Annotated in this window: 19 protein-coding genes, 1 tRNA gene and 2 pseudogenes; 12 read left to right on the top strand and 10 right to left on the bottom strand. The window is 61.6% G+C overall.

All coding sequences use genetic code 11. The features are described 5' to 3' along the window. Positions 1-340: 340 nt before the first annotated feature. Positions 341-730, bottom strand: a complete 390-nt coding sequence (locus HMPREF2943_RS11550; RefSeq protein ID WP_004601215.1) for a heavy metal-responsive transcriptional regulator — start codon at positions 728-730, stop codon at positions 341-343. Positions 731-838: 108 nt separating this feature from the next. Here HMPREF2943_RS11550 and merA point away from each other — a divergent pair, with 108 nt between their 5' ends. The 3 genes from merA to HMPREF2943_RS11565 all read left to right on the top strand — a co-directional run bounded on the left by merA (position 839) and on the right by HMPREF2943_RS11565 (position 3,926). After that, on the top strand, positions 839-2,263 hold the full coding sequence (gene merA, locus HMPREF2943_RS11555) for a mercury(II) reductase (RefSeq protein ID WP_046648249.1): 1,425 nt from the start codon (positions 839-841) through the stop codon (positions 2,261-2,263). Between the two features lie 146 nt (positions 2,264-2,409). Beyond that, on the top strand, positions 2,410-2,973 hold the full coding sequence (locus HMPREF2943_RS11560; protein ID WP_070711742.1) for a TlpA family protein disulfide reductase: 564 nt from the start codon (positions 2,410-2,412) through the stop codon (positions 2,971-2,973). Then, positions 2,970-3,926: a cytochrome c biogenesis CcdA family protein gene (locus HMPREF2943_RS11565; protein ID WP_070711745.1), complete on the top strand. Its 957-nt coding sequence runs from the start codon at positions 2,970-2,972 to the stop codon at positions 3,924-3,926. Before HMPREF2943_RS11560 ends, HMPREF2943_RS11565 begins: the two co-directional genes overlap by 4 nt. Positions 3,927-4,359: 433 nt before the next feature. Here HMPREF2943_RS11565 and HMPREF2943_RS11570 read toward each other — a convergent pair. From HMPREF2943_RS11570 to HMPREF2943_RS11585, 4 genes and pseudogenes are all read right to left on the bottom strand, one after another. Further along, a pseudogene (locus tag HMPREF2943_RS11570) lies at positions 4,360-4,739 on the bottom strand (transposase); the annotation flags it as partial. Positions 4,740-4,941: 202 nt separating this feature from the next. After that, the gene (locus HMPREF2943_RS11575; RefSeq protein WP_070645313.1) at positions 4,942-6,228 is read right to left on the bottom strand and encodes an MFS transporter; all 1,287 of its coding nucleotides are present in this window, start codon (positions 6,226-6,228) and stop codon (positions 4,942-4,944) included. A gap of 47 nt (positions 6,229-6,275) precedes the next feature. After that, on the bottom strand, positions 6,276-7,628 hold the full coding sequence (locus tag HMPREF2943_RS11580) for a dicarboxylate/amino acid:cation symporter (protein WP_070446994.1): 1,353 nt from the start codon (positions 7,626-7,628) through the stop codon (positions 6,276-6,278). Between the two features lie 117 nt (positions 7,629-7,745). After that, complete coding sequence (locus tag HMPREF2943_RS11585; protein WP_070711749.1) at positions 7,746-8,816, bottom strand: lipoate--protein ligase family protein; 1,071 nt, start codon at positions 8,814-8,816, stop codon at positions 7,746-7,748. Between the two features lie 469 nt (positions 8,817-9,285). On the opposite strand from HMPREF2943_RS11585, the gene HMPREF2943_RS11590 reads away from it, so the two are divergent. The 5 genes from HMPREF2943_RS11590 to HMPREF2943_RS11615 all read left to right on the top strand — a co-directional run bounded on the left by HMPREF2943_RS11590 (position 9,286) and on the right by HMPREF2943_RS11615 (position 16,715). Continuing rightward, entirely contained in the window at positions 9,286-10,152 is an 867-nt protein-coding gene (locus tag HMPREF2943_RS11590) for a PRC and DUF2382 domain-containing protein (RefSeq protein ID WP_070711751.1), read from the top strand. A gap of 124 nt (positions 10,153-10,276) precedes the next feature. Further along, complete coding sequence (gene fdnG, locus HMPREF2943_RS11600; RefSeq protein ID WP_246817315.1) at positions 10,277-13,549, top strand: formate dehydrogenase-N subunit alpha; 3,273 nt, start codon at positions 10,277-10,279, stop codon at positions 13,547-13,549. A 9-nt stretch (positions 13,550-13,558) separates the two neighbouring features. Beyond that, positions 13,559-14,602, top strand: coding sequence for a 4Fe-4S dicluster domain-containing protein (locus tag HMPREF2943_RS11605; protein WP_070711760.1), 1,044 nt, complete (start codon positions 13,559-13,561; stop codon positions 14,600-14,602). Then, positions 14,599-15,684 carry an NrfD/PsrC family molybdoenzyme membrane anchor subunit gene (gene nrfD / locus HMPREF2943_RS11610; RefSeq protein ID WP_070446985.1) on the top strand — a complete coding sequence of 362 codons (1,086 nt, stop codon included), beginning with the start codon at positions 14,599-14,601 and terminating at the stop codon, positions 15,682-15,684. The genes HMPREF2943_RS11605 and nrfD overlap by 4 nt, the downstream gene beginning before the upstream one ends. Before the next feature lie 128 nt (positions 15,685-15,812). Then, entirely contained in the window at positions 15,813-16,715 is a 903-nt protein-coding gene (locus HMPREF2943_RS11615) for a GDSL-type esterase/lipase family protein (RefSeq protein ID WP_070446983.1), read from the top strand. On the opposite strand, the gene selD is transcribed toward HMPREF2943_RS11615, so the two are convergent. Further along, positions 16,712-17,692 (bottom strand): selenide, water dikinase SelD, encoded by a 981-nt coding sequence (selD, locus tag HMPREF2943_RS11620; RefSeq protein ID WP_070711763.1) that lies wholly within the window; start codon positions 17,690-17,692, stop codon positions 16,712-16,714. The genes HMPREF2943_RS11615 and selD overlap by 4 nt on opposite strands. A 35-nt stretch (positions 17,693-17,727) precedes the next feature. On the opposite strand from selD, the gene HMPREF2943_RS11625 reads away from it, so the two are divergent. From HMPREF2943_RS11625 to selB, 3 genes are all read left to right on the top strand, one after another. Then, positions 17,728-17,822 (top strand) — tRNA-Sec (locus HMPREF2943_RS11625). A gap of 24 nt (positions 17,823-17,846) precedes the next feature. Then, positions 17,847-19,130 (top strand): L-seryl-tRNA(Sec) selenium transferase, encoded by a 1,284-nt coding sequence (gene selA / locus HMPREF2943_RS11630; RefSeq protein ID WP_210384592.1) that lies wholly within the window; start codon positions 17,847-17,849, stop codon positions 19,128-19,130. Next, on the top strand, positions 19,131-20,921 hold the full coding sequence (selB, locus tag HMPREF2943_RS11635) for a selenocysteine-specific translation elongation factor (protein WP_070446976.1): 1,791 nt from the start codon (positions 19,131-19,133) through the stop codon (positions 20,919-20,921). Between the two features lie 71 nt (positions 20,922-20,992). On the opposite strand, the gene HMPREF2943_RS11640 is transcribed toward selB, so the two are convergent. After that, entirely contained in the window at positions 20,993-21,859 is an 867-nt protein-coding gene (locus HMPREF2943_RS11640) for a hypothetical protein (RefSeq protein ID WP_246817316.1), read from the bottom strand. Positions 21,860-21,938: 79 nt separating this feature from the next. Here HMPREF2943_RS11640 and zupT point away from each other — a divergent pair. After that, a pseudogene (gene zupT, locus HMPREF2943_RS11645) lies at positions 21,939-22,737 on the top strand (zinc transporter ZupT). Between the two features lie 3 nt (positions 22,738-22,740). Here zupT and HMPREF2943_RS11650 read toward each other — a convergent pair. The 3 genes from HMPREF2943_RS11650 to HMPREF2943_RS11660 are packed head-to-tail and all read right to left on the bottom strand — an operon-like array spanning position 22,741 to position 24,960. Further along, entirely contained in the window at positions 22,741-23,661 is a 921-nt protein-coding gene (locus HMPREF2943_RS11650) for a DUF808 domain-containing protein (RefSeq protein ID WP_070711765.1), read from the bottom strand. A gap of 43 nt (positions 23,662-23,704) precedes the next feature. Beyond that, positions 23,705-24,241 carry a ribonuclease FAU-1 family protein gene (locus HMPREF2943_RS11655; RefSeq protein ID WP_070645292.1) on the bottom strand — a complete coding sequence of 179 codons (537 nt, stop codon included), beginning with the start codon at positions 24,239-24,241 and terminating at the stop codon, positions 23,705-23,707. Further along, positions 24,241-24,960: an Rv1157c family protein gene (locus HMPREF2943_RS11660; RefSeq protein ID WP_070711768.1), complete on the bottom strand. Its 720-nt coding sequence runs from the start codon at positions 24,958-24,960 to the stop codon at positions 24,241-24,243. The genes HMPREF2943_RS11655 and HMPREF2943_RS11660 overlap by 1 nt, the downstream gene beginning before the upstream one ends. Positions 24,961-24,981 lie beyond the last annotated feature (21 nt).

Below are 24,981 nucleotides of genomic sequence, written 5' to 3' on the forward strand. Positions count from 1 at the left end.
CGAAGGCGGGCCAACCCACCCGAAGAACCTGGTTTTCGCCTGTCGATCATGGTGGTGATGGTGCACAGAATTATGAACGCAAGGGCCCACCAACTACCTGCTCGCGAAGACTGTTCTTGTCCACCGGGAACTGTCTTATTTCCGTCTTCCCGTAGGGGACTATTTTTACTTTGGCTCAAAATGCACCAAAGGTATTATCCTCAACCGCCAAAATGTTACTTCCAGGTAAGAAATAGTCCCTATTTATAGATAGCTCCTGGCGGTTAATCCTGTCATCCTGGCTCTCGTCGAGCTGCAACTCTCGCATAGCGTGGTTGCTAAGGAGGTGTGCCCAATTGGATTACAAATACCTACACACTTGATCGGTGCTGCACGTTTCAGGGTCCGGGTGTGCGGCGTCCTGTCTGAGGTCCGCGATAGTGTCGCGCAGCACGGAGAGCTGCGCGATCTGCTGCTCGATCTCAGCGAGGCGCACGTCAAGCAGGTCGCGCACGTGCTCGCAGGGCGCCTGGCCGCCGTCGCGGATGTCGAGGATCTGGCGGATCTGGGCGAGGGTCAGCCCGGCGGCCTGGCCCCGGTGGATGAACCCGACCCGACCCACGGCATCCTCGGCGTAGTCCCGATAGCCGGAGGCCAATCGCTCGGCCGGAGGGAGCAGCCCCGACTCCTCGTAGAACCGCAGGGTCTTGGTCGTGGTTCCGGTTGCTTCCGCAAGCTGTCCGATCCTCATGTTCGCCGATTCCCCTTCCAATGGCCACCACACTTGACCTTCCATTGTACTGGAAGGTTCACAATGGTTCCATAGGAACTTTTGAACCACAGGGAAGAGACATCTGGAATGACAAACGAAAAGTTCGATCTGGCGATTATTGGTTCCGGCGGCGGAGCGTTTGCGGCCGCGATCCGGGCCACCGGACTGGGCAAGCGCGTCGTGATGGTGGAGCGCGGCACCGTGGGCGGGACATGCGTGAACACGGGCTGCGTCCCGTCGAAGGCGCTCCTGGCTGCCGCGGAGGCCCGCCACGTGGCGTTGGATTCGGCCCGCTTCCCTGGGGTGGCGGCCTCGGCGGGCCCGGTGGACATGCCGGCCCTGATTCAGGGCAAGGCCGCGCTGGTTGAAAGTATGCGCACGGAGAAGTACGTCGATCTGGCCGCGGACTACGGGTGGACGATGATCTCGGGGGACGCGTCGTTCACCGGAACCCAGGACGCACCGCTGCTCCGGGTGATCTCCCCGGATGGTGCAGTGAGAACGATCGAGGCCGGGCACTACCTCGTGGCCACTGGCTCCGCACCCTACGTGCCGCCCGTTCCCGGACTGGCCGAGGCCGGGTACCTGACCTCGACGACGGCGATGGAACTGGACGAGGTGCCCGAATCAATGCTGATCCTGGGCGGAGGCTATGTTGCCCTGGAGATGGCACAGCTTTTCTCCCGGCTGGGCTCCCGGGTGACCATGCTGGTCCGTTCCCGGTTGGCCTCGCAGGAGGAACCGGAGGCATCCAAGGCGTTGGCGGGGGTGTTCGCCGACGAGGGGATCCGGGTGGTCCGGCGGGCCATGGCCGACTCCGTGGCCTCCGGCCCGGACGGGGTCTCGGTGACGGCAAACGTGGCCGGGGGCGAGGAGGTGTTCCGCGCTTCCCGCATCCTCGTGGCACTGGGCCGCCGCCCGGTGACCGAGGGACTGGACCTTGACGCCGTCGGGGTGAAGACCGGCGCATCCGGCGAGATCGTGGTCGATTCCCGCCTGGCCACGTCCAACCCGCGGGTTTGGGCCGCCGGGGACGCGACCGGCCATCGGGAGTTCGTTTACGTCGCAGCGGCCCACGGCGCCTTGGCCGTGGACAATGCGTTCACCGATGCCCTGGCCGAGGTCGACTACCGGCACCTGCCCCGGGTCACCTTCACCAGTCCCGCCATCGGGGCGGTCGGGATGACGGAAAAGGAAGCTGTCGCCGCCGGGATCAGCTGCGAGTGCCGGGTCCTCCCCCTGGAGTACGTGCCGCGAGCCGTGGTCAACCGCGACACCCGCGGCTTCATCAAGGTTGTCGCGGACCGCGACACCGGACGGATCCTGGGCCTCTCCGCGGTGGCCAAGGACGCCGGGGAAATCGCCGCCGCCGGCGTCTACATCCTCGAAGCGGGCATGACCACCGCGCAGGTCGCCGCCGCCTGGAGCCCCTACCTGACGATGGCCGAGGGCATCAGGATCGCCGCCAAGGCCTTCACCACCGACGTCTCCGAGCTCTCCTGCTGCGCCTGAGCTCCAGCCCCCACTACCGAAGCAAAGGAATGCCCTGACCGCCACCGACCAGGCCCTCACCTATCTGTTGTCCCCGAGCACCACCGCACCGACCACGGCACCGCCTGAGTCCCCATCCCCATTCCTGGAAGGAACCACCAGACACCATGACATCCCCGAGATCCCGCCGTTCTCTGTCCGTTCCCCGGCCCAGGCACCTCGCCTCCGCCCTGTTTCTGGCAGCGGTCATGGCACTGACAACCGCCTGCGCCAGCTCACCGGGCGGCCCGTCGGCCGCGCCAGGCGGTTCGTCGCCCGACGCGGCCGGTGCCGTTGCTGTTACGGTCTCCGACATTGACGGCACTACCCGGACCATCCCGGACGGTAAGCCCGCAGCACTGTTCTTCTTCTCTGCCGGATGCGGTGAGTGTGCGGAAGGGGCCGATTCCCTGAACAAGGCCTCCACGGCCCTGGGAAGCTCGGCCGACTACCTCCTGGTGGACGTGGACCCCCGAGAACCGAAGGAGACCATCAACGGATTCCGCGATTACATCAAGGCCCCTGAGCTCCCTGCCGTCATCGACACCGAGGCCACACTGACCACCCGGTACAAGGTCACCTCCATAAGCACCCTGGTGGTGGTCGACGCGAAGGGCGACGTTACCTTCCGGGCCACCGACCCGTCTGCGGAAAAGATCCAAGAAGAACTCACCAAGGCCGGTGCCCAATGACAGCCCTGCTTGCCCTGGCCTTCGCCGCTGGAATGATTGCCCCGGTCAATCCCTGCGGTTTCGCCCTCCTGCCCGCCTGGATAGCCCAGACCATCGGGGACGCCCGGACGCGCCCGCTCGCGCTGCGTCTGGCCCACGGGCTCCGGGCCGGGCTCGCGCTCAGCCTCGGCTTCGCCGGGACCCTGGCAGCCTTCGGGCTGATCGTCAGCGCGGGCGCCAGGACCCTGATCAGCGCAGCGCCCTGGCTGGGAATGGCCACCGGGGTGATCCTTCTCCTGCTGGGCCTGGCCATGCTCACCGGACTCACACCACGGCTCCGTCTGCCGGCCTGGGCCACGAAACCCCGCACACAAGAAGCCGCAGGGGCAGGTCACAAAACCGGGCGCATGGTGGCCTTCGGGATCGGATACGCCGCAGCATCCCTCGGCTGCACCCTCGGGGTGCTCCTGGCCGTGATCGCCCAAGCCCAGGCCGTCGCCAGCTACGCCGGGCTGCTCGCGGTCTTCGCCGCCTACGCCGCAGGCTCGGCCACTGTCCTGATGCTCGTTTCGGCAGGCACGGCCATCGCCGGGGCCGCCCTCGGGCGAAGAATCACCGGCCTGGCCAAGCACAGCAACCGCATCGCCGCCTTCATCCTCACCATAACCGGCGCCTACCTCAGCTGGTATTGGTATCCCGCCGCCACCGGCGGAACCGCACAGGCCAACAGCCTCGCCGTATGGTCAGCCGCCGCCAGCGCCTGGATCAGCGACAACAGCACCCTGATCGCAGCCCTCGCCGCAGCCGTGGTGCTCGTATCGGCATTGGCCGCCCTCAACCGGCGCAGGAGACTGCGCATCAGACAGGGAACGCCGCCCACAGGCGAGGGCCCCGGGCAAAGCGGGGAACCCGACTGCTGCACACCAACTCCGGACAACAACTCGACCGAGGACCGGCCAGGCACGATCCCGTAGCTGGCCGAGGACTCCCAAAAAGCAAGGGGGAGAGGGAACCTTGCCCATCTTCTGGCAAACGAGGCGCCCGCCTATCAGGACAGGTTGGTACAGCGGCATCAGGCCGGAAGTCAATTCGTGCAGAGGACTTCGGGCAATCCGTCAGGAGCCCTCTGTACCGCCCCCGCAATGATGGGAACGTCAGTGTGGTGGACTTCGGAAAGCCACAGTGACACCCACTAGTTGTACTCGACCGTGACGTTGGTGGCACTTTCGGTCTTGTGAAATAGCTAGGCCTCCTGGCTTAGTGGAGCTGTGTTATGTCCAAAACCCTATGGACATAACATGGTTAGTGTTTGTGCTGATGGTGTCTATATTTCTCGGGGTAGAAGTGGGGTGTAGTGGTTGAGGAGGTTGCCTAAAAGCCCATGGCCTCAAGGGTAGAGGCCAGGCCCGAGCGATTGAGCTTTAACACGTGGCACATCCGCTTAACCGAGTACTCGGTTCGATGGTCATAGACAAACTGGAAGCGGATCACCAGCGTGTCTCTTCGGCAAAATATTTCGCGGCCTTACGCAGGATGTCGCGTTCTTCGCGCAGCTTCGAGACTTCTCTTTCTAGCTGGCGGATCCGCTCAGAATCAGTCGTCTCCTGGGCCTTGTCACGCATGGTCTTCGTGCGGGCACGCTTGCCGGTGCCGTACTGCTTAAGCCAGGAATAAAGTGAGGAACGATTGACTCCAAGCTCTGCTGAAGCCGCGTGGAGTGAAAGGTCCTCATTGTTTTCGTAGAGGGCCACAGCATCACGTTTGAACTGTTCGGAGTACCTAGGCATGGTGGTAGATTACCTTTCTTCCCAACCCAACCGGGCTGGATATCAGGTGTCTACCTAACAGGGTTCAGGTCCCCTGGCCCTGCTCGTCGTCTGAAACGACAATTCGGATCGCCAGCGGTCGGGCGATTGACGCTGCCGCTGAAGCTCAAGTGTGGGTCGTTGATGGAAGTTACTACCAGGAGGGGGAGAGTGAGGCGGTGGGCTAGATCTCTTTTAGGCGATTCCGCTTGGAGGCGAAGAGAACGCCTCCGCCGGTGATGATTGCGGCGGCAACAAGGTAATACGCCGGGGCGAGTTGGTTGTCGGTTTTGTCAATGAGCCAAGTGGCGATCATGGGCGCTGTGCCGCCGAAGACAGCGTTTGCCGTGTTGAAGGTGAGAGCAAAGCCGGAAAGGCGAACATGGGTGGGGAACTGTTCGGAGAGGAAGGAGGGGAGGACGCCATCGTTAAGCGCAAGTACGCCGCCGAGGCACACCTGGATGATGATGACCAGGAGGATCCCAGCGCCGTCCAGGAGCATGAAGGCAGGAACAATGAAGAGTCCCATGAAAAGTGCAGCACACAGCATGGTCGTGCGGCGACCCAGGCGGTCTGATAGCAGGCCGGTGAGAAGTGCGAAGCCGACATAGAAAGCGGAAGCGACCGATGACGCAATGAAGGCAGGTGTTTCCGCCATGCCCAGCTCCTGGGAGAGATAGGTCGGCAGGTAAGTCAGGATGACATAGAAACCGATGGCGTTGAGAACTGCGCCCGAGAAGGCGATTGCCAGGGCCTTGGGGTATTTGATGACCTCGCGAAGAGGGGATTCCTCCGTGTCATCTTGATTCTCAAAGCGGGAAGACTCATCGGCGTTGCGGCGAATCCACAGGCCGTAAAGGCCCAGGGGTAGTGCGATGAGGAAGGGGACGCGCCAACCCCAGGAGATGAGGGCATCGTCGTCAAGCACGCCGGTGAGTAGTGCTGCGATGAGGGAGCCCAGTAGCAGGCCGGATGCTGTGGCGGAAGGCACGATTGCGGCGTAGATACCCCGCTTATGCGTCGGAGCGATTTCTGCGAGGTGCGTGGCTGCCCCGGCATATTCGCCAGCCGCGGAGAAACCTTGGACCATGCGCGAAAGCAGAAGTAGCAGGGTGGCGGCGAATCCGATTGCTTCGTAGCTGGGGAGGAAGCCGATCACGGCTGTCGCCAGCGACATCATCGTGATCGATACCGTCAGGGTTTGAATTCGTCCGTGTTTGTCACCAAAGTGTCCCCACACAATTCCGCCGAGCGGGCGGACGAGGAAGGAAAGCGCAAAGAGTGCGAATGTCATGATGAGCGCGCGGCGCCCTTCCATCTCCGGAAAGAAGACTCGGGAGATAATGGCCGACATATAAATGTAGGCCGCATAGTCGAACCATTCGATGAAGGTTCCTATGAAGGAGGCCTTGATGGCGCTGCGGTGTTGTGTGGAATCGGGGTCTGGTGGTGCTTGGGTTGACGTGGACATAGCTTCCACCGTACAGAAACTATGTGTGTTCCACGTCACTTATGTTCCTAAACGTTCACGCTGTCCCGTTCGTTCTCATCAGCGTTCATGATGTCATTGACGCCACCCTCGGCAGCATCCCAGGTTGCTTGGTCTTGGATGCCGGCGCGCTTGGCTACGATCGTGGCACACAGTGCCTGACCGGTGACATTGACGGCGGTGCGGCCCATATCAATGATGGGCTCGATGGCGAGCAAGAGGCCGACGCCTGCCAGCGGGAGGCCCAGCGTGGAGAGCGTCAGTGTCAACATGACGGTGGCGCCTGTCGTGCCGGCAGTAGCTGCGGAGCCAATGACGGAAACGAAGATGATGAGAAGGTATTGGGTCGGAGAAAGGTCAATTCCGTAGAACTGAGCGATGAAGATGGCGGCGATAGCCGGGTAAACGGAGGCGCAGCCGTCCATCTTCGTGGTAGCGCCGAGCGGGATGGCGAAGGAGGCGTATTCGCGAGGCACACCCATGGCCCTCTCCGTAAAGCGCTGGGTAACCGGCATGACTCCCATGGAGGAACGGGTGACGAAGCCGAGGGAGAATACTGGCCATACGCGCTTGTAGAAGCCGATGATTGGAATGCGGTTGAAAGCAAGGACGGCAGGGTAGACCACAACAATGACAAGGGCGAGTCCGACATACATCGCGAGGACGAACTTGCCTAAGGAGCTCAGCGCATCCCAGCCATAGGTGGACACGGCTTTGCCGATGAGGGCGGCGGTGCCAATCGGGGCGAGGCGAATGATCCACCAGAGGACCACCTGGATAACCTTGAGGAAGGACTCGGTAAAGCGCAGGAAGGGATCGGCTGCTTTGCCAGCCTTGACCGCAGCGATGCCCAAGGCCAAGGAAATGACAAGGAGCTGAAGGGCGCCGAAGCTGAGGGAGACTTCGCCGTCGCTAAGCGAAGCTTTGAGTCCAAAGAAGTTGGCGGGGACGAGTTGCTGGAGGAATGCGGTCCAGGAGCCAACGTTGGAGGGATCGGCGGCGGTGGAGGCGTCGACAGTCGTGCCTACGCCTGGCTTCATCACGAGGGCGACGAGAATGCCAGCCAAGACGGAGAAGAAGGCCGTAATGGCGAACCATACAAGAGTGGAGATTGCCAGCGAGGCGGCGTTAGCCACCTTGCGCAGGTTGGCAACCGAGGTGACGACAGCCGCGAAGATGAGCGGCGGGACCATCACTTTGAGCAATTGGACGTACGCGCCGCCGACGCCGGACAAGGTATCGGAGAGCCACGAGGACTCCATGCCGGAAGCGATGAATCCGAGAATAAGGCCGATAATGAGGCCGGCGATGACCTGGGCGCCAAAGCCGGTGGCCCACGAGGGCAGCGTGCGCGAGGATGCGCGGGAGGAAGTGTCGGACACGAGATTTTCCTTCTAGACAGTGTTGTATAGAAATGGACCATTTGGTTCGGTAAAGTCATACCGATCGGTTCATTAGAACATGTAACACCGTACGCTGCCCAGAAATTCCCCCGCAAATTATGGGATGCGCTTGGTCCACTCGTCGTTGAGGAACTTGGTGTCGACGAGGTGGCGGGCGGCGGCGAGTGTGTCGTCGGAAAGCTCGGCGTCGACGGCGCCATAGCGGGTGGCAAACTCGGTAGCCATAGTCTCGATGATTTCCTCGCGCGGCACGCCGGTTTGGCGGCGCAGCGGGTCCACGCGCTTCTTTGCGCTGGCTAGGCCCTTGGAAGAGACCTTGACCTTGCCGATGCGCAAGACCTCCATCATCTTGTCTGCATCGATGTCATAGCTCATCGTGGTATGGTGGAGCACCGCGCTCTTGCGGCGCTTTTGGGCGGCACCGCCAATCTTTCCGCCGTCCGACGTGATGTCATTAATCGGCACGTACCAGGCGTTGACACCAAGCTTTCCGAGCGCCGCGAGAACCCATTGGTCCAGATACTCGTAGCTAGCCTCGTAGGAATAACCGGCTACGAGCGAGTCTGGGGCGTACAGGGAATAGGTTACGCAGTTGCCGCCCTCCATGAACATTGCGCCACCACCGGAGATTCGGCGCACTGGAACAATGCTGTGCTTGTCGACGCCCTCCTGGTCCAACTCATTGGAATAAGACTGGTAGGAGCCGAAGACCACGGCGCGGTCTTCCCACTCCCAGAAGCGGAGCGTAGGGCCGCGTTTTCCTTCCGCGACTTCGTTGAGGAGGACCTCATCGAGGGCGACGTTGACTGGGGTTGGGAGAACTCCTGGGCGCAGGATCTCCCAGTTGTGGTCGGTGAAATCGGTACCGCCGGACAGTGCACGTCTAACTGTGACGGCTAGGTGGTGGGTGTCAAAACCATGGAGAGCCACGGGTGAGTCGATTCGCGCAAGCGCGGCATCGAGCCGGGACTGGACGTCCTCGGTACTTGTGGCGGTAGTGATGCCAACCAGTGCTGGGGCTAGTGTCTCGTAGGCCTCCTCAGGCTCAAGAAAGAAATCGCCGGAGACCTTGGCTGCGGTAACGGTGCTGTGGGTGTCAATATCAAGATCTACGACGAGTAGTTTGCCGCCCGGGACTTTGAGTTCGAAGTGTTTCGTCTGGTTCATGATGTTCAGGGTACTCAATGGTGGAGTTGTGATGATTGGGAATGTAGACCAATTAAGGAATGCGCCGAACGGGGTGGGGGTAGATACCGTTTATTGGTTGTCCCTGTGGGCAACGTAAAGAATTGTATAGAGGATTGCCGTTGGGTGCTGTTTGCGGGTGCAGGTTGATGTTCTTTTGTTTCGGTCTGGGTATGGGGAGGGGGAGAGCTTCGTCGTTCTGGTAAGCTTGTGAGGTGCGTAAATGATCTCGTAATCTAATCGTTATAGCTAATGTGACCTGCGGCAAAGCGCGATTTTGGCAATGGGGTGGACTGCAGCGGTGGCGCATTGTTTATTTGTCCGTATGGTGGGTGACAGCGCAAACGAAATAGCAAATCGCCCCCACTTCTTATGGCATGTGGGGGGTGGTGTCGATGGCTGTGGTTTGCCAGTTTCATATAGACCAAATATAGAAAGGTTTAGAGAAATAATGGGTAAGAATATCAAGGATCTGTTTAACGCAACCGCATACGACAAGACCGGCGACAAGCTGGGCTCTGTCAAGGAGGTCTTCGTCGACGAGCAGTCCGGTCAGCCGACCTTCGTTGAGGTCAACCACGGCCTGTTCGGCATGAGCTCCAGCTTGGTTCCACTCCGTGGTCACGATTTCACCGGTGAAGAGCTCAAGCTGGCCTTCTCCAAGGACCGCATCGAGAACGCACCGGACTTTGACTCCGATAAGCCGCTGACTCCTGAGGCACAGGCGGACATCTTCAAGCACTACAACCTCGAGAACGCACAGGATGTCACCACCTACCGTGACGAGCGTGATGAGCGCGCTGGTGCTGCCGGTGCTGGTGTGGCTGGCGCTGGCGTTGCCGGCGCTGGAGCAGGTGCGCACGCTAAGGATGAGACCGCTGCTACCGACCGTCTTGACACTGACCGCGCTACTGCTACCGGTAACGGCGTCTCCAACAACGAAGGTGAAGTTATCCGCTCCGAGGAGCGCCTAGACGTCAACAAGGAGCGCGTGGCCACTGGTGAGGCTCGCCTGCGCAAGTACGTCGTGACCGATACTGAGACTGTTGAGGTTCCGGTCGAGCGCGAAGAGGTTCGCGTCGAGCGCACCCCGATTTCTGAGGCTGACGCTGCCAACTACACCGGCACCATTGGCGATAACGGAGCAGAAGAAGCCTCCGTCACCCTGCATGAAGAGCGTGTGAACGTAGAGAAGAAGACCGTCCCGGTGGAGAAGGTTAACCTCTCCAAGGAAACCATCAAGGACACCGAGACCCACACCGAGGATCTGCGCAAGGAGCAGATCGATACCGACGGCATCACCGAGACCCGCAAGTAATCTCGGTTAAGGGCTAAGCGGCTGGAGCTGCAAAGCTCCGGCCTGCTGTCGTTTTAGTTCCTTTTCAATTTTTGCTGTCATGAACAGGGTGGAAAACATGGTGGCGAAGCAGTAGGTTTAAGGCATGTCACGTTTTAGCCCACTGAACTGGCCCGTCGTACGCCAAATCCGCAACAAGGATGCCTTCGGCCGCGACCTGTCTACGCAGTCAGCTAAGAGTGAGGACCTGCAGGGACGCACCGTCGATGCGGATCGCGTCGTGCAGTCGGTCTGCCCCTACTGCGCAGTGGGCTGCTCCCAGCGCGTCTACGTGAAGGATGACAAGGTCATCCAAATCGAGGGCGATCCGGATTCCCCGATCTCCCGCGGCCGCCTCTGCCCCAAGGGCTCTGCTTCTGAGCAACTCATTAACTCCTCGACCCGCATCACCACGATCAAGTACCGAGCGCCCTATGCCACTGAATGGCAGGAGCTCGACGAAGAAACCGCGATGGATATGATCGCGGACCGTTTTGTGGAGGCACGCGCGAGGCATTGGGAGGGCGTCGATAAGCACGGGCGTCGTCTCAACCGCACCATGGGCATCGCCGGTCTGGGTGGCGCGACGCTAGATAATGAGGAGAACTACCTCATTAAGAAACTGTTTACCGCGACTGGTGCTATTCAGGTAGAGAACCAGGCGCGCATATGACACTCCGCCACTGTTCCTAGTCTAGGAACATCGTTTGGCCGCGGCGGCGCGACCCAACCGCTGCAGGATATGGCGAATGCGGATTGCATCGTCATCGAGGGTTCTAATATGGCCGAATGCCACCCCGTGGGTTTCCAGTGGGTCGTCGAAGCCAAGAAGCGTGGTGCGCGCATTATCCACGTGGATCCGCGCTACACGCGTACGTCTGCCTTTGCGAACCGCCACATCGGCATTCGCGGTGGCACGGACGTGGTGCTGCTCGGCGCCATTATCAAGTACGTTCTGGATAATGACCTGTATTTCCACGATTACGTGGTGAATTACACCAACGCGGCGTCGATCATCTCGCCGGATTTCCAAGACACCGAGGACCTGGAAGGCCTGTTCTCCGGGTACGACGCGAAGAAGGGCAAGTACGTCACGGACTCGTGGCAGTACGTGAAAAAGCCTGAGGGCTCCTCGTGGAACGTGGAGAAGGACATGACGCTGGAGGATCCAAACACGGTCTTCCAGATCCTCAAACGCCACTACTCGCGCTACACCCCGGAGATGGTGGAGGAGACCTGTGGCATTGCGCCGGAGGACTTCTACTACTTGGCAGACTCGATTGCGCAGAACTCCACCCCGGAGCGCACCACGTGCTTCGCCTACGCGCTGGGCTTTACCCAGCACACCCTGGGCGCACAGTTCATCCGAACCGCGGCGATTCTGCAGCTGCTCATGGGCAATGTGGGCCGCCCTGGCTCGGGCATCATGGCCTTGCGCGGGCATGCCTCGATTCAAGGCTCGACTGATATTCCGACTCTCTTCAACTCGCTTCCGGGCTACCTGCCCATGCCACACGTGGATCAGGAGACCTGGGCGGATTACCTGGATTCCTTCCGGCAGGAAGACCAGAAGGGCTTCTGGCAGTTGGGTGAGAACTACGCGGTCTCGCTCATGAAGTCCTATTGGGGCGACGCCGCTACCAAGGACAATAATTGGGGCTTTGACCTTATGCCGCGCCTGTCCGGCGCGCACTCAACCTATGAGACATTGCTGGCCATGCTGCGCAAGGAAGTGGAGGGCTACTTTGTCTTCGGTCAGAACCCAGCGGTGGCGCAGTCCAACGGTGGTATGCAGCGCCGCGGACTGGCCGCGCTGAAGTGGTTGGTTGTCCGCGATTTCCAAGAGATTGAAACGGCAAGCTTCTGGAAGGATTCGCCGGAAGTCAAGAACGGCGAGCTCAAGACCGAGGAGATCGCTACCGAGGTATTCCTCATGCCTGCGGCAACGCACGTGGAGAAGTCCGGAACATTTACCCAGACCCAACGCATGGTGCAATGGCGCTTCCAGGCGACTCCGCCGCCGGGCCAGGCCCGCAGCGAGGCGTGGTTCTTCTACCACTTGGGCAAGAAGATTAGGGAGCGCTTGGCGGATTCGACCGACCCGCGCGACCTGCCGATTAAGTCCGTGACGTGGGATTACACCGAGGATGAACACGGGGATCCCAGCTCAGATGAGATTTTGCGTGAGATCAACGGCTACTACCTCGATGGGCCAAAGAAGGGCCAATTGTTGCCGAGTTTCACCGAGATGCGCGCCGACGGTTCTACCTCCGGCGGCTGCTGGATTTACACCGGCGTGTATAAGGACGGCATCAACCACGCCGCGAAGAAGGTCCCGGGCTCTGAGCAGAACGAAGTAGCACTCGAGTGGGGTTGGGTATGGCCGGCTAACCGACGCATCCTGTACAATCGCGCCTCCGCCAAGCCGGATGGCACTCCATGGTCGGAGCGCAAGAAGTACATCTGGTGGGATGAGGACCAGGGCAAGTGGGTTGGTGACGACGTCCCGGACTTCCCGGTGACGAAGCGCCCAGACTATGTTGCGCCTGTCGACGCCGTCGGCCCCGACGCCCTCGACGGCGATGATCCCTTCATCATGCAGGCCGACGGCCTAGGTTGGCTGTTTGCCCCGAAGGGGCTGTCCGACGGCCCGCTGCCGACTCACTACGAGCCGCAGGAATCGCCGGTGCAGAATGCGCTGTACAAGCAGCAGCAATCGCCGACGCGGTTGACTATCAAGCGCGCGGATAACCTTTCCCGCCCCGAGCCAGGGGAGCGCGGTGCTGAGGTCTTCCCGTTTGTCTTCTCGACCTACCGTCTGACGGAGATGTACACCTCCGGTGCGATGTCGCGCCGCTTGCCTTACTTGGCGGAGCTGCAGCCGGGCTTGTTCTGCGAGGTGGACAAGGAACTGGCCGCCAAGCGTGGACTTGTCAACGGCGAGTGGGCCACTATTGTGTCGCCGCGTGGTGTCATAGAGGCGCAGGTTTTGGTGACGGACCGCATGGAGATGCTCACCATCAATGGTGAGGACTTCCACCAGATTGGCCTGCCCTTCCACTACGGAGAATCAGAGACCACCGAGGTGGCCGGCGATGGTGCCAACGATCTGTTGGGCCTGACCTTGGAGCCGAACGTGTTTATCCAGAACTCAAAGGTGGGCGCCTGCGATATTCAGCCGGGCCGGCGCCCGCGGGGCGAGGCACGAGTGCAACTCTTGCGCGAGTACCAAGAGCGGGCGCACCTTACCGTTGACTCGGGCAACCGGATCCTGGACGTCTCAGATGCTTTTAGCACGAAGAGCGATGCTTCTGAGGAGAACACCGGCGATGACGCCACCGCAGGCAATGTGGCGGACTATGAAGGCAAAGAAGGCTAAGGAGGACTAATGGCTAATCTTTTCACCGAAAAGGCTGATAAACACGGCTATGAGTCCTATCAGCGCATGGCGTTCTTTACCGATACCTCGGTATGCATCGGCTGCAAGGCTTGCGAGGTGGCCTGTAAAGAATGGAACCGCAACCCGGTGGAAGGCTATGCGGTCACCGGCAATTCCTATGACAACACAGTCTCGCTGGGTGCCAATACCTGGCGGCACGTGACCTTCATTGAGCAAAGCAATGAGCGTATTGAGCAGGCGCGCGAGGATGGGCGCAAGCTCGTCTCACTGGGTCTGCCCACAGTCTCCGCGCCAAGCGTCATCCCAGATACCGATGATTTTCGCTGGCTCATGTCCTCCGATGTGTGCAAGCACTGCACCAATGCTGGATGCTTGGACGTGTGCCCGACGGGCGCGCTCTTTCGTTCCGAATTCGGCACCGTTGTGGTGCAAGATGATGTGTGCAATGGCTGCGGGACCTGCGTTGCTGGGTGTCCTTTCGGCGTCATTGAGCGCCGCGATGACGGCGGCGTGACGCTGAAGGCGGACAAGACCGCCACCGTGGATTACGAGGTGCCTGACCACGCGGGTGTGAACGTGCTGGCAAAGCTGAAGCAGCTTAAGCCGCAAGGTCCAGACCATACGCCGGGACAGGCCATGCCGATCAAAAATTTGGGTGTAGCTCAGAAGTGCACCATGTGTTATGACCGGCTCAAGATTGGTGAACAGCCTGCTTGCGCTAAGACCTGCCCGACGGATTCTATCCAGTTTGGCCCTTACGAGGAGATGCTCGCGGCAGCGCAAGAGCGCGTGCGCGCCCTCCATGAGCAGGGGCTGACCGAGGCCCGTCTCTATGGCGCCAATTCCCAGGATGGAGTTGGAGGGACCGGGTCCATATTCCTGCTCCTCGATTCACCAGAGGTCTATGGTTTGCCGCCGGATCCGCGCGTGCCCACGGCGGATCTGCCGCAGATGTATAAGACTGCCGCGAAGGCAATTGGCGGCATGGCGTTAGCCGTGGCCGGGGCATTCATGTTGGGAGGCCGCAAGTGAGCGAATTTGATGAGTACCGCCCGCCGCAGGAGCCTAGGCGTCGTCGCGGCGGTGGCAAGAAGCGCCGGCGTGGACGAGTCGGCGCCGGCGCACAGGATGGGTCCAAAGAAGCGCGCATGGCGGAGGACTTCGAGTTCTCCTCGTATTACGGCAAGCCCGTAGTCAAGGCCCCGCCGTGGGAGTGGCCAATTGGTGGCTATCTGTTCCTCGGTGGACTTTCGGGAGGCTCGGCATTACTCGCCGCTGGCGCGCAGGCTACGGGTAACGCGCCTCTCAAACGTTCTACCCGATTGACGGCGTTCTCTGCGGCCTCGGTGGGCTCTGTCTTTCTGATCCTCGACCTTGGGCGCCCAGAGCGTCTGCTCAACATGTTCCGCGTTTTCAAGGTGACCTCTCCGATGTCCATCGGCTCGTGGATTTTGGGCAGCTTTGCTTCTGCCGCGTCGCTGCCTGCAGTCGTCGAGGCTGATGAGCTGGTCGGCGGTGTGCTGCCGAAACCGCTTCGCCGATCCCTTGATAAGGCAGCCGGCCCAGCGGGGGCCGTTGCGGGAGTTCTCGGCGGACCACTCGCTGGCTATACAGCGGTGCTGTTGGCTAATACCTCTAACCCGACATGGAACGATGCGAAGAAGCACTTGCCCTATGTCTTTGTTTCCTCGGCGTCGGCCGCGGCGGCGGGTGCCGCCATGGCCTTTACCCCGGTGAAGAACGCTGGGCCTGCACGCGCCCTGGGCATCACGGCTGCAGTGAGTGACCTAGTCGCGACGCGGATCATGGAAAATCACATGGAACCGGAACCCAGGCGGCCGCTGCATGAGGGATTGCCGGGAAAGCTCATGAAGGCTTCTGAATGGCTCATCGCCTCCGGTGGTGTGGGAACGGCCGTAGCTGCGGCGACCAAGTCACGCACCGTGTCGGTATTGTCCGGCCTTGCGCTCATGGCGGGATCTGCGTGCACCCGCTTTGGTGTGCTCAACGCGGGACTGGAAGCGGTGAAGGACCCAGCCACCACGATTGCTCCACAGAAGCGGCGTGCTGAAGCGCGGGGTGACTACGGCACTTCCGTCGTGACGGGCGGATAAGAACCCTCATTTTGTGACGGGAAAGAATTGCAAGAATGGCAAAGGGTTAGCAAAGAGATAGACCAATGTGATTGAGTAGAACGAGGTAAACATTCTCTCGTTCTCCCTAATCGTTCTGTTAAGGAATCATGTCTCTCTCCTTCTCCCAGCGCATCAAGCGTTTTTCCGTTGCTCTTTCCGCAACCGCTTTGGCCTGCAGTGCCGTGACCTTCTCTACCGCTACGGCCTCCGCAGACCCGCACCGCGGCGCCGACGCCGTGTTCTTCGGTGATTCTTTCTTTGCTAACCCCGGCTACAAGCAGGTGGCTGGCGTGCGGTCCGATCTTGTGCGTGCGGGCCTCAGCAGCATCGAGGGCAGCGGCTCGGAAGCAGGCGCTCCATCACCACAAGGCTGCCCGCAAGGAAAGAAGACAGTGGCCGCGGAGTACGGCAAGATCACGGGGCGCTCGGTGGCGAACTATGCCTGTTCGGCCGCCAAGGCTAGCGGGGGCTCCTTCCGGAAGGACTTTGATCAGCAGGTCGTTGGTGCCATTGCCAATAAACACCTCACTGCCGATACCAAGAATGTCTTTGTGCAATTCGGCGCCAATAATCTGCAGGACATTGCTGTCTCGCAATTTAATAATGATTCCTACCGGCAGGCCATGGTGAATAACACGAATCGCATCCGTCAGGCTGCGCCGCATGCCACCATCACGTTTGTGGGGTACCCAGCTATCTCTGCCGCTAATGGCGCGATGTGCCCCGTGCGCTCTGGTACCAGCAGCGAGGTGGGTTTCAACATGGATGTGCTGGGCTTGGTTCGTTTGGGAGAGGACACCATTAACTCCGCGATGCGCACTGCGGCCTCCGCTGCTGGTGCCAATTACGTTGACCTCCGCCGCGCTTCCATCGACCACAACATGTGTGCTCCGGACTCTATTCGCTGGGTATCCGGCATCAGCGAGAAGTCCGTGACACACAATTTGTCCAATCACCTCACGCATGCCGGAGTCGATGGCGTCGCGCGCATTCTGAGCGCGCGTTCCTAAGCAGAGATAGAAATCCGCGCCTCACCCGGCACGGTCCGCCCGATAACTGGGTAGCCGGGTACCTCGCCGATGAGGAGGAGGCCACCGGAGGTTTGGGCATCGGCGAGGAAGCCCAGGTCCTCTTCGCTCAAGTCCGAATCGAGGTGGGGGCGGACCCAATCTAGATTGCGGCGCGAGCCGCCCGGGATGAAGCCCTCCGCCAGGGCTTCCTTGGCGCCGTTCACCGCAGGAACAGCGGAGAAGTCGAGCTCGGCGCCGATACCGGAGGCACGGCACATCTTGTAGAGGTGGCCCAAAAGACCAAACCCGGTGACGTCGGTTGCTGCACGCACTCCTGCCTCCACCGCTGCCGCAGCTGCATCGCGGTTGAGCGTGGTCATGGAATCTACCGCGGCCTGAGAAACCTCACCGGTGGCCTTGTGCTTATTGTTGAGGATGCCCACACCAATCGGCTTGGTCAGCGTGATGGGAAGACCAGCCTCGGCGGCGTCATTGCGCATAATCTTGTCGGGGTGGACGGTGCCCGTGGCAGCCAAACCATAGGTGGGCTCCGGGGCGGTGATGGAGTGCCCGCCAGTAATCGAGATCCCTGCTTGGCTGGCCACATCCATGCCACCGCGCAGGACCTCGCGCAATATATCGAGGCTGAGCTTTTCGCGCGGCCAGCCCACGAGGTTGATGGCGGTGATGGGCGTGCCGCCCATGGCGTAGACGTCGGAAAGCGCATTGGCGGCCGCTACCCGGCCCCAGTCATAGGGGTCGTTGAGCATCGGGGTGAAGAAGTCCGCGGTGGAGATGACCGCCAGGCCGTCCTGGATGCGTACGGCGGCGGCATCGTCGCCGTCGTCAAGCCCCACCAGCACGTTGGGGTCCGCGGTGCCTACCAGGCCCGCCACAGCAGATTCGAGCTCACCCGGGGGAATCTTGCAAGCACAACCGCCACCGGCGGCAAAGGACGTAAGTTTAATGTCAGTCATAAGTACTACTTTAGCCCCGTGTAAGGTGAGCAGACGGAGGCGTACGTGTCCTGGTGGGCGCCCCGGTCTTCAAAACCGGTGAGGCCGAGTATCTCGGTCTGGCAGGTTCGATTCCTGTCCGTCTCCGCCATGAGCGCAGCTAGGAGGAACTTTGATGACTGACCCCCGCCGCTTCATCCCGAAGATGGATGAGATCCTCCAGTACCCGGCAGTGCGCACTGCGCAGGAGCGCAGTGCACCCCATAAGGTGCGCGCGATCATCGACGCCGTGCTTGCCGACGCCCGCTCCGGATCCCTCGACCCCACCCGTTTTCAGCAGGAGCTGGCCGACAGACTCGAAAGCGCACAGCCCTATTCCTTGCGCCGCGTCATCAATGCCACCGGTGTGATCATCCACACGAACTTGGGTAGGGCGCCATTGCCACCAGCCGCGGTGGATGCACTGGTGGCAGCAGCCGGCTATACGGACGTTGAGATGGACTTAGACAGCGGTCAGCGCTCGCGGGATAGGGGACGCGGCGCGGTCGAGGCTGTCCTGGCCGCCTGTCCCGGCGCGGAGGATGCGCTGGTGGTTAACAATGGAGCATCCGCGCTGCTGCTGGCGACCGCCGCCTTGGCCCCTGGCGAGGAGGTCATCATTTCCCGTGGCGAACTTATTGAGATTGGTGCGGGCTTCCGTCTGCCGGAGCTCATCGAGTCCACAGCCACCCGCTTGCGTGAGGTGGGCGCGACGAACCGAACTCACCTGGCGGACTATGAGCGGGCCTTGGGGGAGAACACCGGGGCGATACTCAAGGTGCATCCCTCCAACTTTGTGATCAGTGGCTTCACGTCTTCTGTGCCGGTTGCTGAGTTGCGTGCGCTTACGGATGTGCCACTCATCGTGGATATCGGATCCGGGTTGCTCGCTCCCGATGCGGTGCTGCCTGAGGAACCCTCGGCCAGCGTGGCTCTTCGAGATGGCGCAGACGTGGTGCTCTTTTCGGGGGATAAGCTTCTCGGCGGACCGCAAGCCGGGGTGCTTGTGGGAAAGAAGGAAGCGATCGCCGCGTGTAAGAAACATCCGCTGGCGAGGGCGGTGCGCATCGATAAGCTGCGGCTCAACGCCCTTGAGGCCTCCCTTGCCGCTCCTTCCAATGCCGTGCAGAATGCGCTGCACATCGACGCTCAGCGCCATCGCGAGCGCACCGAGAAGGTCGCTGCGGCGGTAGGCGGCGTGGTTGTCGAGCATGCCGGGCGTGTTGGTGGCGGCGGGGCGCCCGAGGTACCGCTGCCGGGCTGGGCTGTGGCGTTGCCAGAAGAGCTGGCCCGTCCGCTGCGGTTGGGCGAGCCTCCTGTGGTGGCGCGCGTGAACCAGGGCCGCTGCCTGGTGGATGTGCGCTGCGTGCCGGAGTCGCAGGACGCGGAGCTTATTGCTGCGATTCAGGCGGTGATGTAGGTGTACGTTGTGGCTACCGCCGGCCATGTCGACCACGGCAAGTCGAGCCTGGTCAAGGCATTGACGGGGATGGAGCCGGACCGCTGGGAGGAAGAGAAGCGGCGCGGCCTGACCATTGACTTGGGCTTCGTGTGGACGAAGCTTGACTCCGGCGCCGATGTGGCTTTTGTCGATGTGCCGGGGCATGAGAAGTTCCTGGGCAACATGCTGGCCGGGGTGGGGCCCGCGCCGGTGGTGCTCTTTGTGGTGGCGGCCGATGAAGGCTGGCAAGCGCAGTCTACTGACCACCGGGATGCCCTGCGCGCCGTGGGAATCGAGCACGGAGTGGTGGCGCTGAGCCGCGCGGACAGGGCAGATGCCGCCCGCCGCGCTGAGGTAGCCGCGCAGGTCAAGGCAGAACTGGCTGGAACAGCGCTTGCCGACGCCCCCATCGTCGACGTCTCCGCAAAGACCGGCGAGGGCGTGGGGACATTACGCACTGAGTTGGACCAGGTACTCGCCGCTATGCCCGCGCCTGATCCCCAGGCGCGCGTGCGGTTGTGGGTCGATCGCGGCTTTAGCGTGAAGGGTGCGGGCACCGTGGTGACAGGAACGCTGGCGGCGGGGACTGTCTCGGTGGGGGATGAGTTGGAGCTTCATGGGCAACGCGTGACGGTGCGCGGAGTGCACAGTGAAAACAAGTCGGTGGATAGCGCCGGTCCAGTCACGCGCGTGGCCCTCAACCTTCGCGGGGTGGCCGCCGACCAGGTTCATCGCGGGGATGCACTGCTGAGCCCTGGGGGCTGGCGGGCGCTCGAAACCGTGGATATTCGCCGCACCTTTGGTACTGAGATGGCTGAGCTTCCCCAGAACCTCGTGGTGCATATCGGCACCGCGGGCGTTGGTGCCCGTCTGCGGCCATTAGGAGGTGAGTTCGCGAGGTTGACACTGGAAAGCCCGCTATCTCTCACGCTGCTTGATAGGTTCGTGGTGCGCAGCCCCGGCGGGCGACATGTAGCGGCAGGCTTCGAAGTCGTGGACATGCACCCGGCCGCGCTGAGTAGGCGCGGTGCTGCGAAGAAGCGCGCAGCTGAGCTAGAAGCCTTAGAGCCGACCAACCCGTCCGAGTGGCTCAAGCGCTGCGGCTACGCTTCGCGCGACGACCTCCTGCGCGATGGCTTTTCGGTGGAGGAAAAGCCGGCAGGGGTCATTGTTTTCCGCGAGTGGTGGATTGCCGCCCGCCAGGTAACCGCGTGGAAGAATGCCCTCGTTGAGGCAGTGGAAGCACATGCTGCGGCGAACCCGCTGTCCCCGGGGCTGACGAAGGCAGCGGCCATGGACACCCTGAACCTGTCGGAGCCGGCCCTGCTGGGGTTGGCGGTAGCGGCAGCCAAGCTCGAATCAGTAGATGGTGTGCTGCGCGTTCCCGGCAAGACCGTCGACCTTGGCCCTGCAGAGAAGGCAGTAGCTGAGCTCGAGCAACGCCTGCGCGCTGAGCCCTTCGCTGCCCCGGAGGCTGCTGACCTCAAGGAATGGGGACTGGGCCCCAAGGAGCTCGCCGCCGCCGAGCGCGCCGGGCGCCTGCTCCGCCTGGCCAAGGGCGTTGTGCTTCTGCCTTCAGCTCCGCGTGCGGCTTTCGATGTGGTGGCACAATTGGAACAGCCCTTCACCCTCTCGGCGGCACGTCAGGCCCTGGCCACGACGCGCCGGGTTGCCATCCCACTGTTGGAGCACCTCGATGCCACCGGCGCGACCCGCCTGGTCGAAGGTAAGCGCTTCGTGTGTGGGCCAAGGGAAAGAGCACCAAAGTAAAGGCACCATTTGCGGGCGGGTTTCAGAGAAATCCCAGGTCAATGAATTAGTGTAAGCGCATAAGGTGCCAGTTAAAAGGTGTCTTTAGGGGACGTGAAGGTACGCGAGCCGGTGGGCAGTGGTGAGGCAAGGGGATCCGCAGGCGTGGTGAACTCCCAGTCGGCATCAGGGTCGAGTGCCGGCGGGATGGCGGGATTGTTTGGGTCGAGCGGCAGCGGCGGGACCACAGGTGCGAAGAGCTCGGCAGACTGAGCCGGGGCAGCAGCGTCTTCGGGGGCGAGGGGAAGGTCCACTGCGATGCGCCCCGCGGCAGCATAAGCCCGAGCGGCCAGGGAAGCACCTGATTGGGAGGCGGCCGCGAATGCGGTGGCCAGCGCCGGGGTATCGGAGAGCTCCCCGCACGGGCCGAGGACGAGGTTGTCGTGGGTGGCGAGGACGGTGTCGTCGAGAAGCGCAAGCGTCACGAAGAGCTGTTCGGTTCCCATCTCGCGCAGCTGATGTGTAGTGAGCTCTCCCTCCGCGACACGAACGAGAGCGCCGTGCCCACCGCTGAGCAGGGCAGTACCCGCTGGCTGATTGTTCGCGGGAATCATCCACGGGTCGAGCCCCAGAGCAACGGCCACCTCCACCTCAGCGTCCACGATCTCGACGGTCGCATGTGTTGCTGGAGTCATCGCCGCTGTGCGCAGCCGGTTCAGCGCTGGATACTCAGCGGACTCTTCGTCATCGAGCGCACCGAGAAAACCGAAATCCGAGCGCACGCGCCAGCCACCCGTAGTGGGGTCGGGGAGCAAGGAAACGTCGACGAGCGTAGGCTGTTGCGCCAACCCCGGAATGCTCAGTGCGGTGGAAAAGTTGACGTGCTCAAGAATCGCGACGTGCTCGACACCAAAATAGGACGGAGCCAGCGGATACAGCACCATGGTTGCGACAGTCACCTCGTGAGTCAGATGGGAAGCGATGGACTCCTTCCAAGCTTACGCAGAGGCCGGGTTAGACACGCTATAGTTTCCCACTATGGACTTAGCTACCATTGCCTTCGCTTTCAGCCTTGTGCTGCTGTCGGGCTTGTCGACGTCCATCGGAGGCGCCCTGGCCGTCGGAAAGCGGGAGCCAGGCCCGAAGTTCATGGCCACTGCTTTGGGGCTGTCTGCGGGCGTAATGCTCTACGTCTCCTTCATGGAAATCCTGCCGTAGGCCCTGAAGAAGCTAGAAAGCACCCTCGGGGACGAGGCGCGCGCCACCTGGACGATGATGGCGGCATTCTTCGCGGGTATTGCGATCATTGCCATCATTGACCGCCTTGTGCCCGAGGAGATTAACCCGCACGAGCCGGCCACCACCGAGGAGGACGCGCGGCGCAAACGGCTGATGAAGACCGGCATCTTTACCGCCTTCGCGCTGGCCATCCACAACTTCCCGGAAGGCTTTGCCACGTCTCTCTCGGGCCTGGAAGCCCCGGAGATCGCTATCCCCGTTGCCGTGGCTATTGCCATTCACAACATCCCCGAGGGCATTGCGGTAGCGGTACCTTTGCGCAGTGCAACGGGCTCACGCAAGAAAGCCTTCTGGTGGGCCACGCTATCTGGCTTGGCCGAGCCCCTCGGCGCTCTCATTGGCTTCAGCGCTGCTGATGCCTTTTATCGGGCCGATGACTTTCGGCATCAGCTTCGCCGTCATCGCCGGCATCATGGTGTTCATCTCCTTGGATGAGCTTTTGCCCACGGCGGAGGAGACCGGAGAACATCACTGTGCCATCTACGGACTGATCGCCGGGATGGCGGTCATGGCCGTCTCCCTCGCGCTGTTTATCTAAGGTCTATTTCACGCGCTCGGCGGTGGCCTTGACCGCCATGATGATGGTGACGATAACGGCGCCCAGAATAAAGCCGCACAACATCGACAAGCCGGTGTCCGCCAACCAGGCGAGGGCACCGTTGTTGATGCTCTCGGTCACGTGGTGGATAAAGCCATAAGGCTGTTCGGCGCCGAATTCGCTCAGACCCTTGACCACAATGTGGCCGCCGACCCACAGCATGGCGGCGGTGCCGATGATGCCGATGATCTTGAGCACAATCGGCATGCCCTTCACCAAGGCGGTGCCCAGGGCGGAGTCACCATCGTGACGCTTGAGCAGGGCGACGCCGATGTCATCCATCTTGACTAGCAGCCCGACGGCGCCATAGACGCCCAACGTGAGGAGGACACCAACGGTGACCAAGGCGCCGAGGCGCAGCCAGAAGGGCTGATCAATGACCTCGTTGAGGGAGATCACCATGATCTCGGCGGAGAGGATGAGGTCGGTGGTGATAGCGGATTTCACCAGGGAGTCTTCGGCGTCGGGCCCTCTTTCTTCGGCGGGCTTATCGTCTTTTTCCCCGCGGTGGAAAACAGAGTGGAAAATCTTTTCTGCGCCCTCGAAGCACAGGTAAGCACCACCGCACATGAGGATAGGGGTGAGCGCCCACGGCGCGATCCACGAAAGGATGAGCGCAATCGGCAGGATGATGACGAGCTTGTTGATGAGCGAGCCCTTGGTGATGCGCCAAATTATGGGCAGCTCACGCTGCGGCTTGACGCCCTGGACATATTGGGGCGTGACAGCGGCGTCGTCGACAACGACCCCGGCGGCTTTCACCGAAGTCTTTCCGGCCAATGCTGCCACGTCGTCGACGCTGGAGGCAGCGGAGCGGGCGATCAGGGCGACGTCGTCAAGCAGGGCAAAGAGACCACCGGCCATGGCTCACATCCTTTTAAGGTGGGGGAGAAGTACTCACCCTAGGTTACTCGGCGGGAACGAGCTCCACATTTTCTGCCCAAGTAAGGTCCATTCCCAGCGTGCGCAACCAATTCATGGCGTCATCGCCGTAGCGCGTGATGCCTTCGACGGCGGTCAGGGTCCGCTCCATGGCGCGCTCGGCCTCCTCGGCACTGATGAGGCCGTTGGAGGTGGCGGCGGCTAGCTCGTCAATATCGAGTACATCGACTGGCTCGCCAGAGGTGGAGACCAAGTCGACGTAGAGATCGCGGGTGGTCCACACGTCCCCGTCAATATCGATATCGGCAACGTCGATGTAGAAGTCCTGGTGCACATCGACGCCCTCGCGGAAGTGGAAGATGTTGGCGCGCAAGCCAAGGTCCGGCAGCAGCCAAGACTCGAGGTAGCCGAAGCGCGGGTGATTAGCGCCGCGGGCCATGTAGAGGCCAAAGTCGGTGACCCGGTAGGTGTCTACCTCGCGCTCGAAACCTTTCGGGTCGACGTTGATGTTGTCGGTGGTATTAAAGGTTTCTTGCTTGACTGGGTGCAGGTCTGTGCTCATTAGTTCACCTCGAGGTAAGCCGCGGTAGGTGGGAAGGAACACGAGGATTCAGCAGTGTTGACCGCACCGGAGAGGACTGCCACGACGGTACCCTTGCCAGTCGTGGCACGGCCCGAGACCGTGGTTGGCCCATCGGTGTTGATGCCATTGTTGAACAGGGGAGTGGTGCCAAACTGGAAGGTGTCCAGGTTGAACCACTGAACGCGCATGGCGCCCTGCTCTTCCGCGGCGGTCGGGGTGCCCAGCGCGGTGAAGAGGAAGACGGTTTCGCCTTCACCTGCACCTGGGGCCGGCATATCGGTCGGGCCAGGCACAGCGATGGCGGAACCCACCGAATCGCCCTGCCCGCCGATGCACTGCGCGGAGACCGTGGGCCAGTAGAACTGGCGGAAGCCGGGGTTATTTCCCTCCGGCATGGCAACGCCGCCTTCGCCGCCTTCACCGGCGGTGAAATTAAGGGCGGTGAGGATGGCGCTGCGGGCTTCCTGCGGGATCCATGGCTGTGCCGCGAAAGCACGAACGCGCTCCTGCGTCTCCGGGGTGGGACGGCCGAGGCTGTCCAACGGGTTGCTGCTCTGTGGGATATTCACGAGCGAGGAGAGGTCGGGGGCGCCGGCGTTTGCGGGCGTGATGCTGAGTAGGCCCATCATCACGGCAGCAGTGAGTCCGGCGACGCCACGACGGGCGGAGCGGGAAGAGTGCTGTTCGGAAAAGGCCATGGAAAATCCTTGTGTGTGGGT

Origin of the sequence: Corynebacterium sp. HMSC072D12 (assembly GCF_001813925.1) — a bacterium.
Taxonomy (GTDB): Bacteria; Actinomycetota; Actinomycetes; order Mycobacteriales; family Mycobacteriaceae; genus Corynebacterium; species Corynebacterium aurimucosum.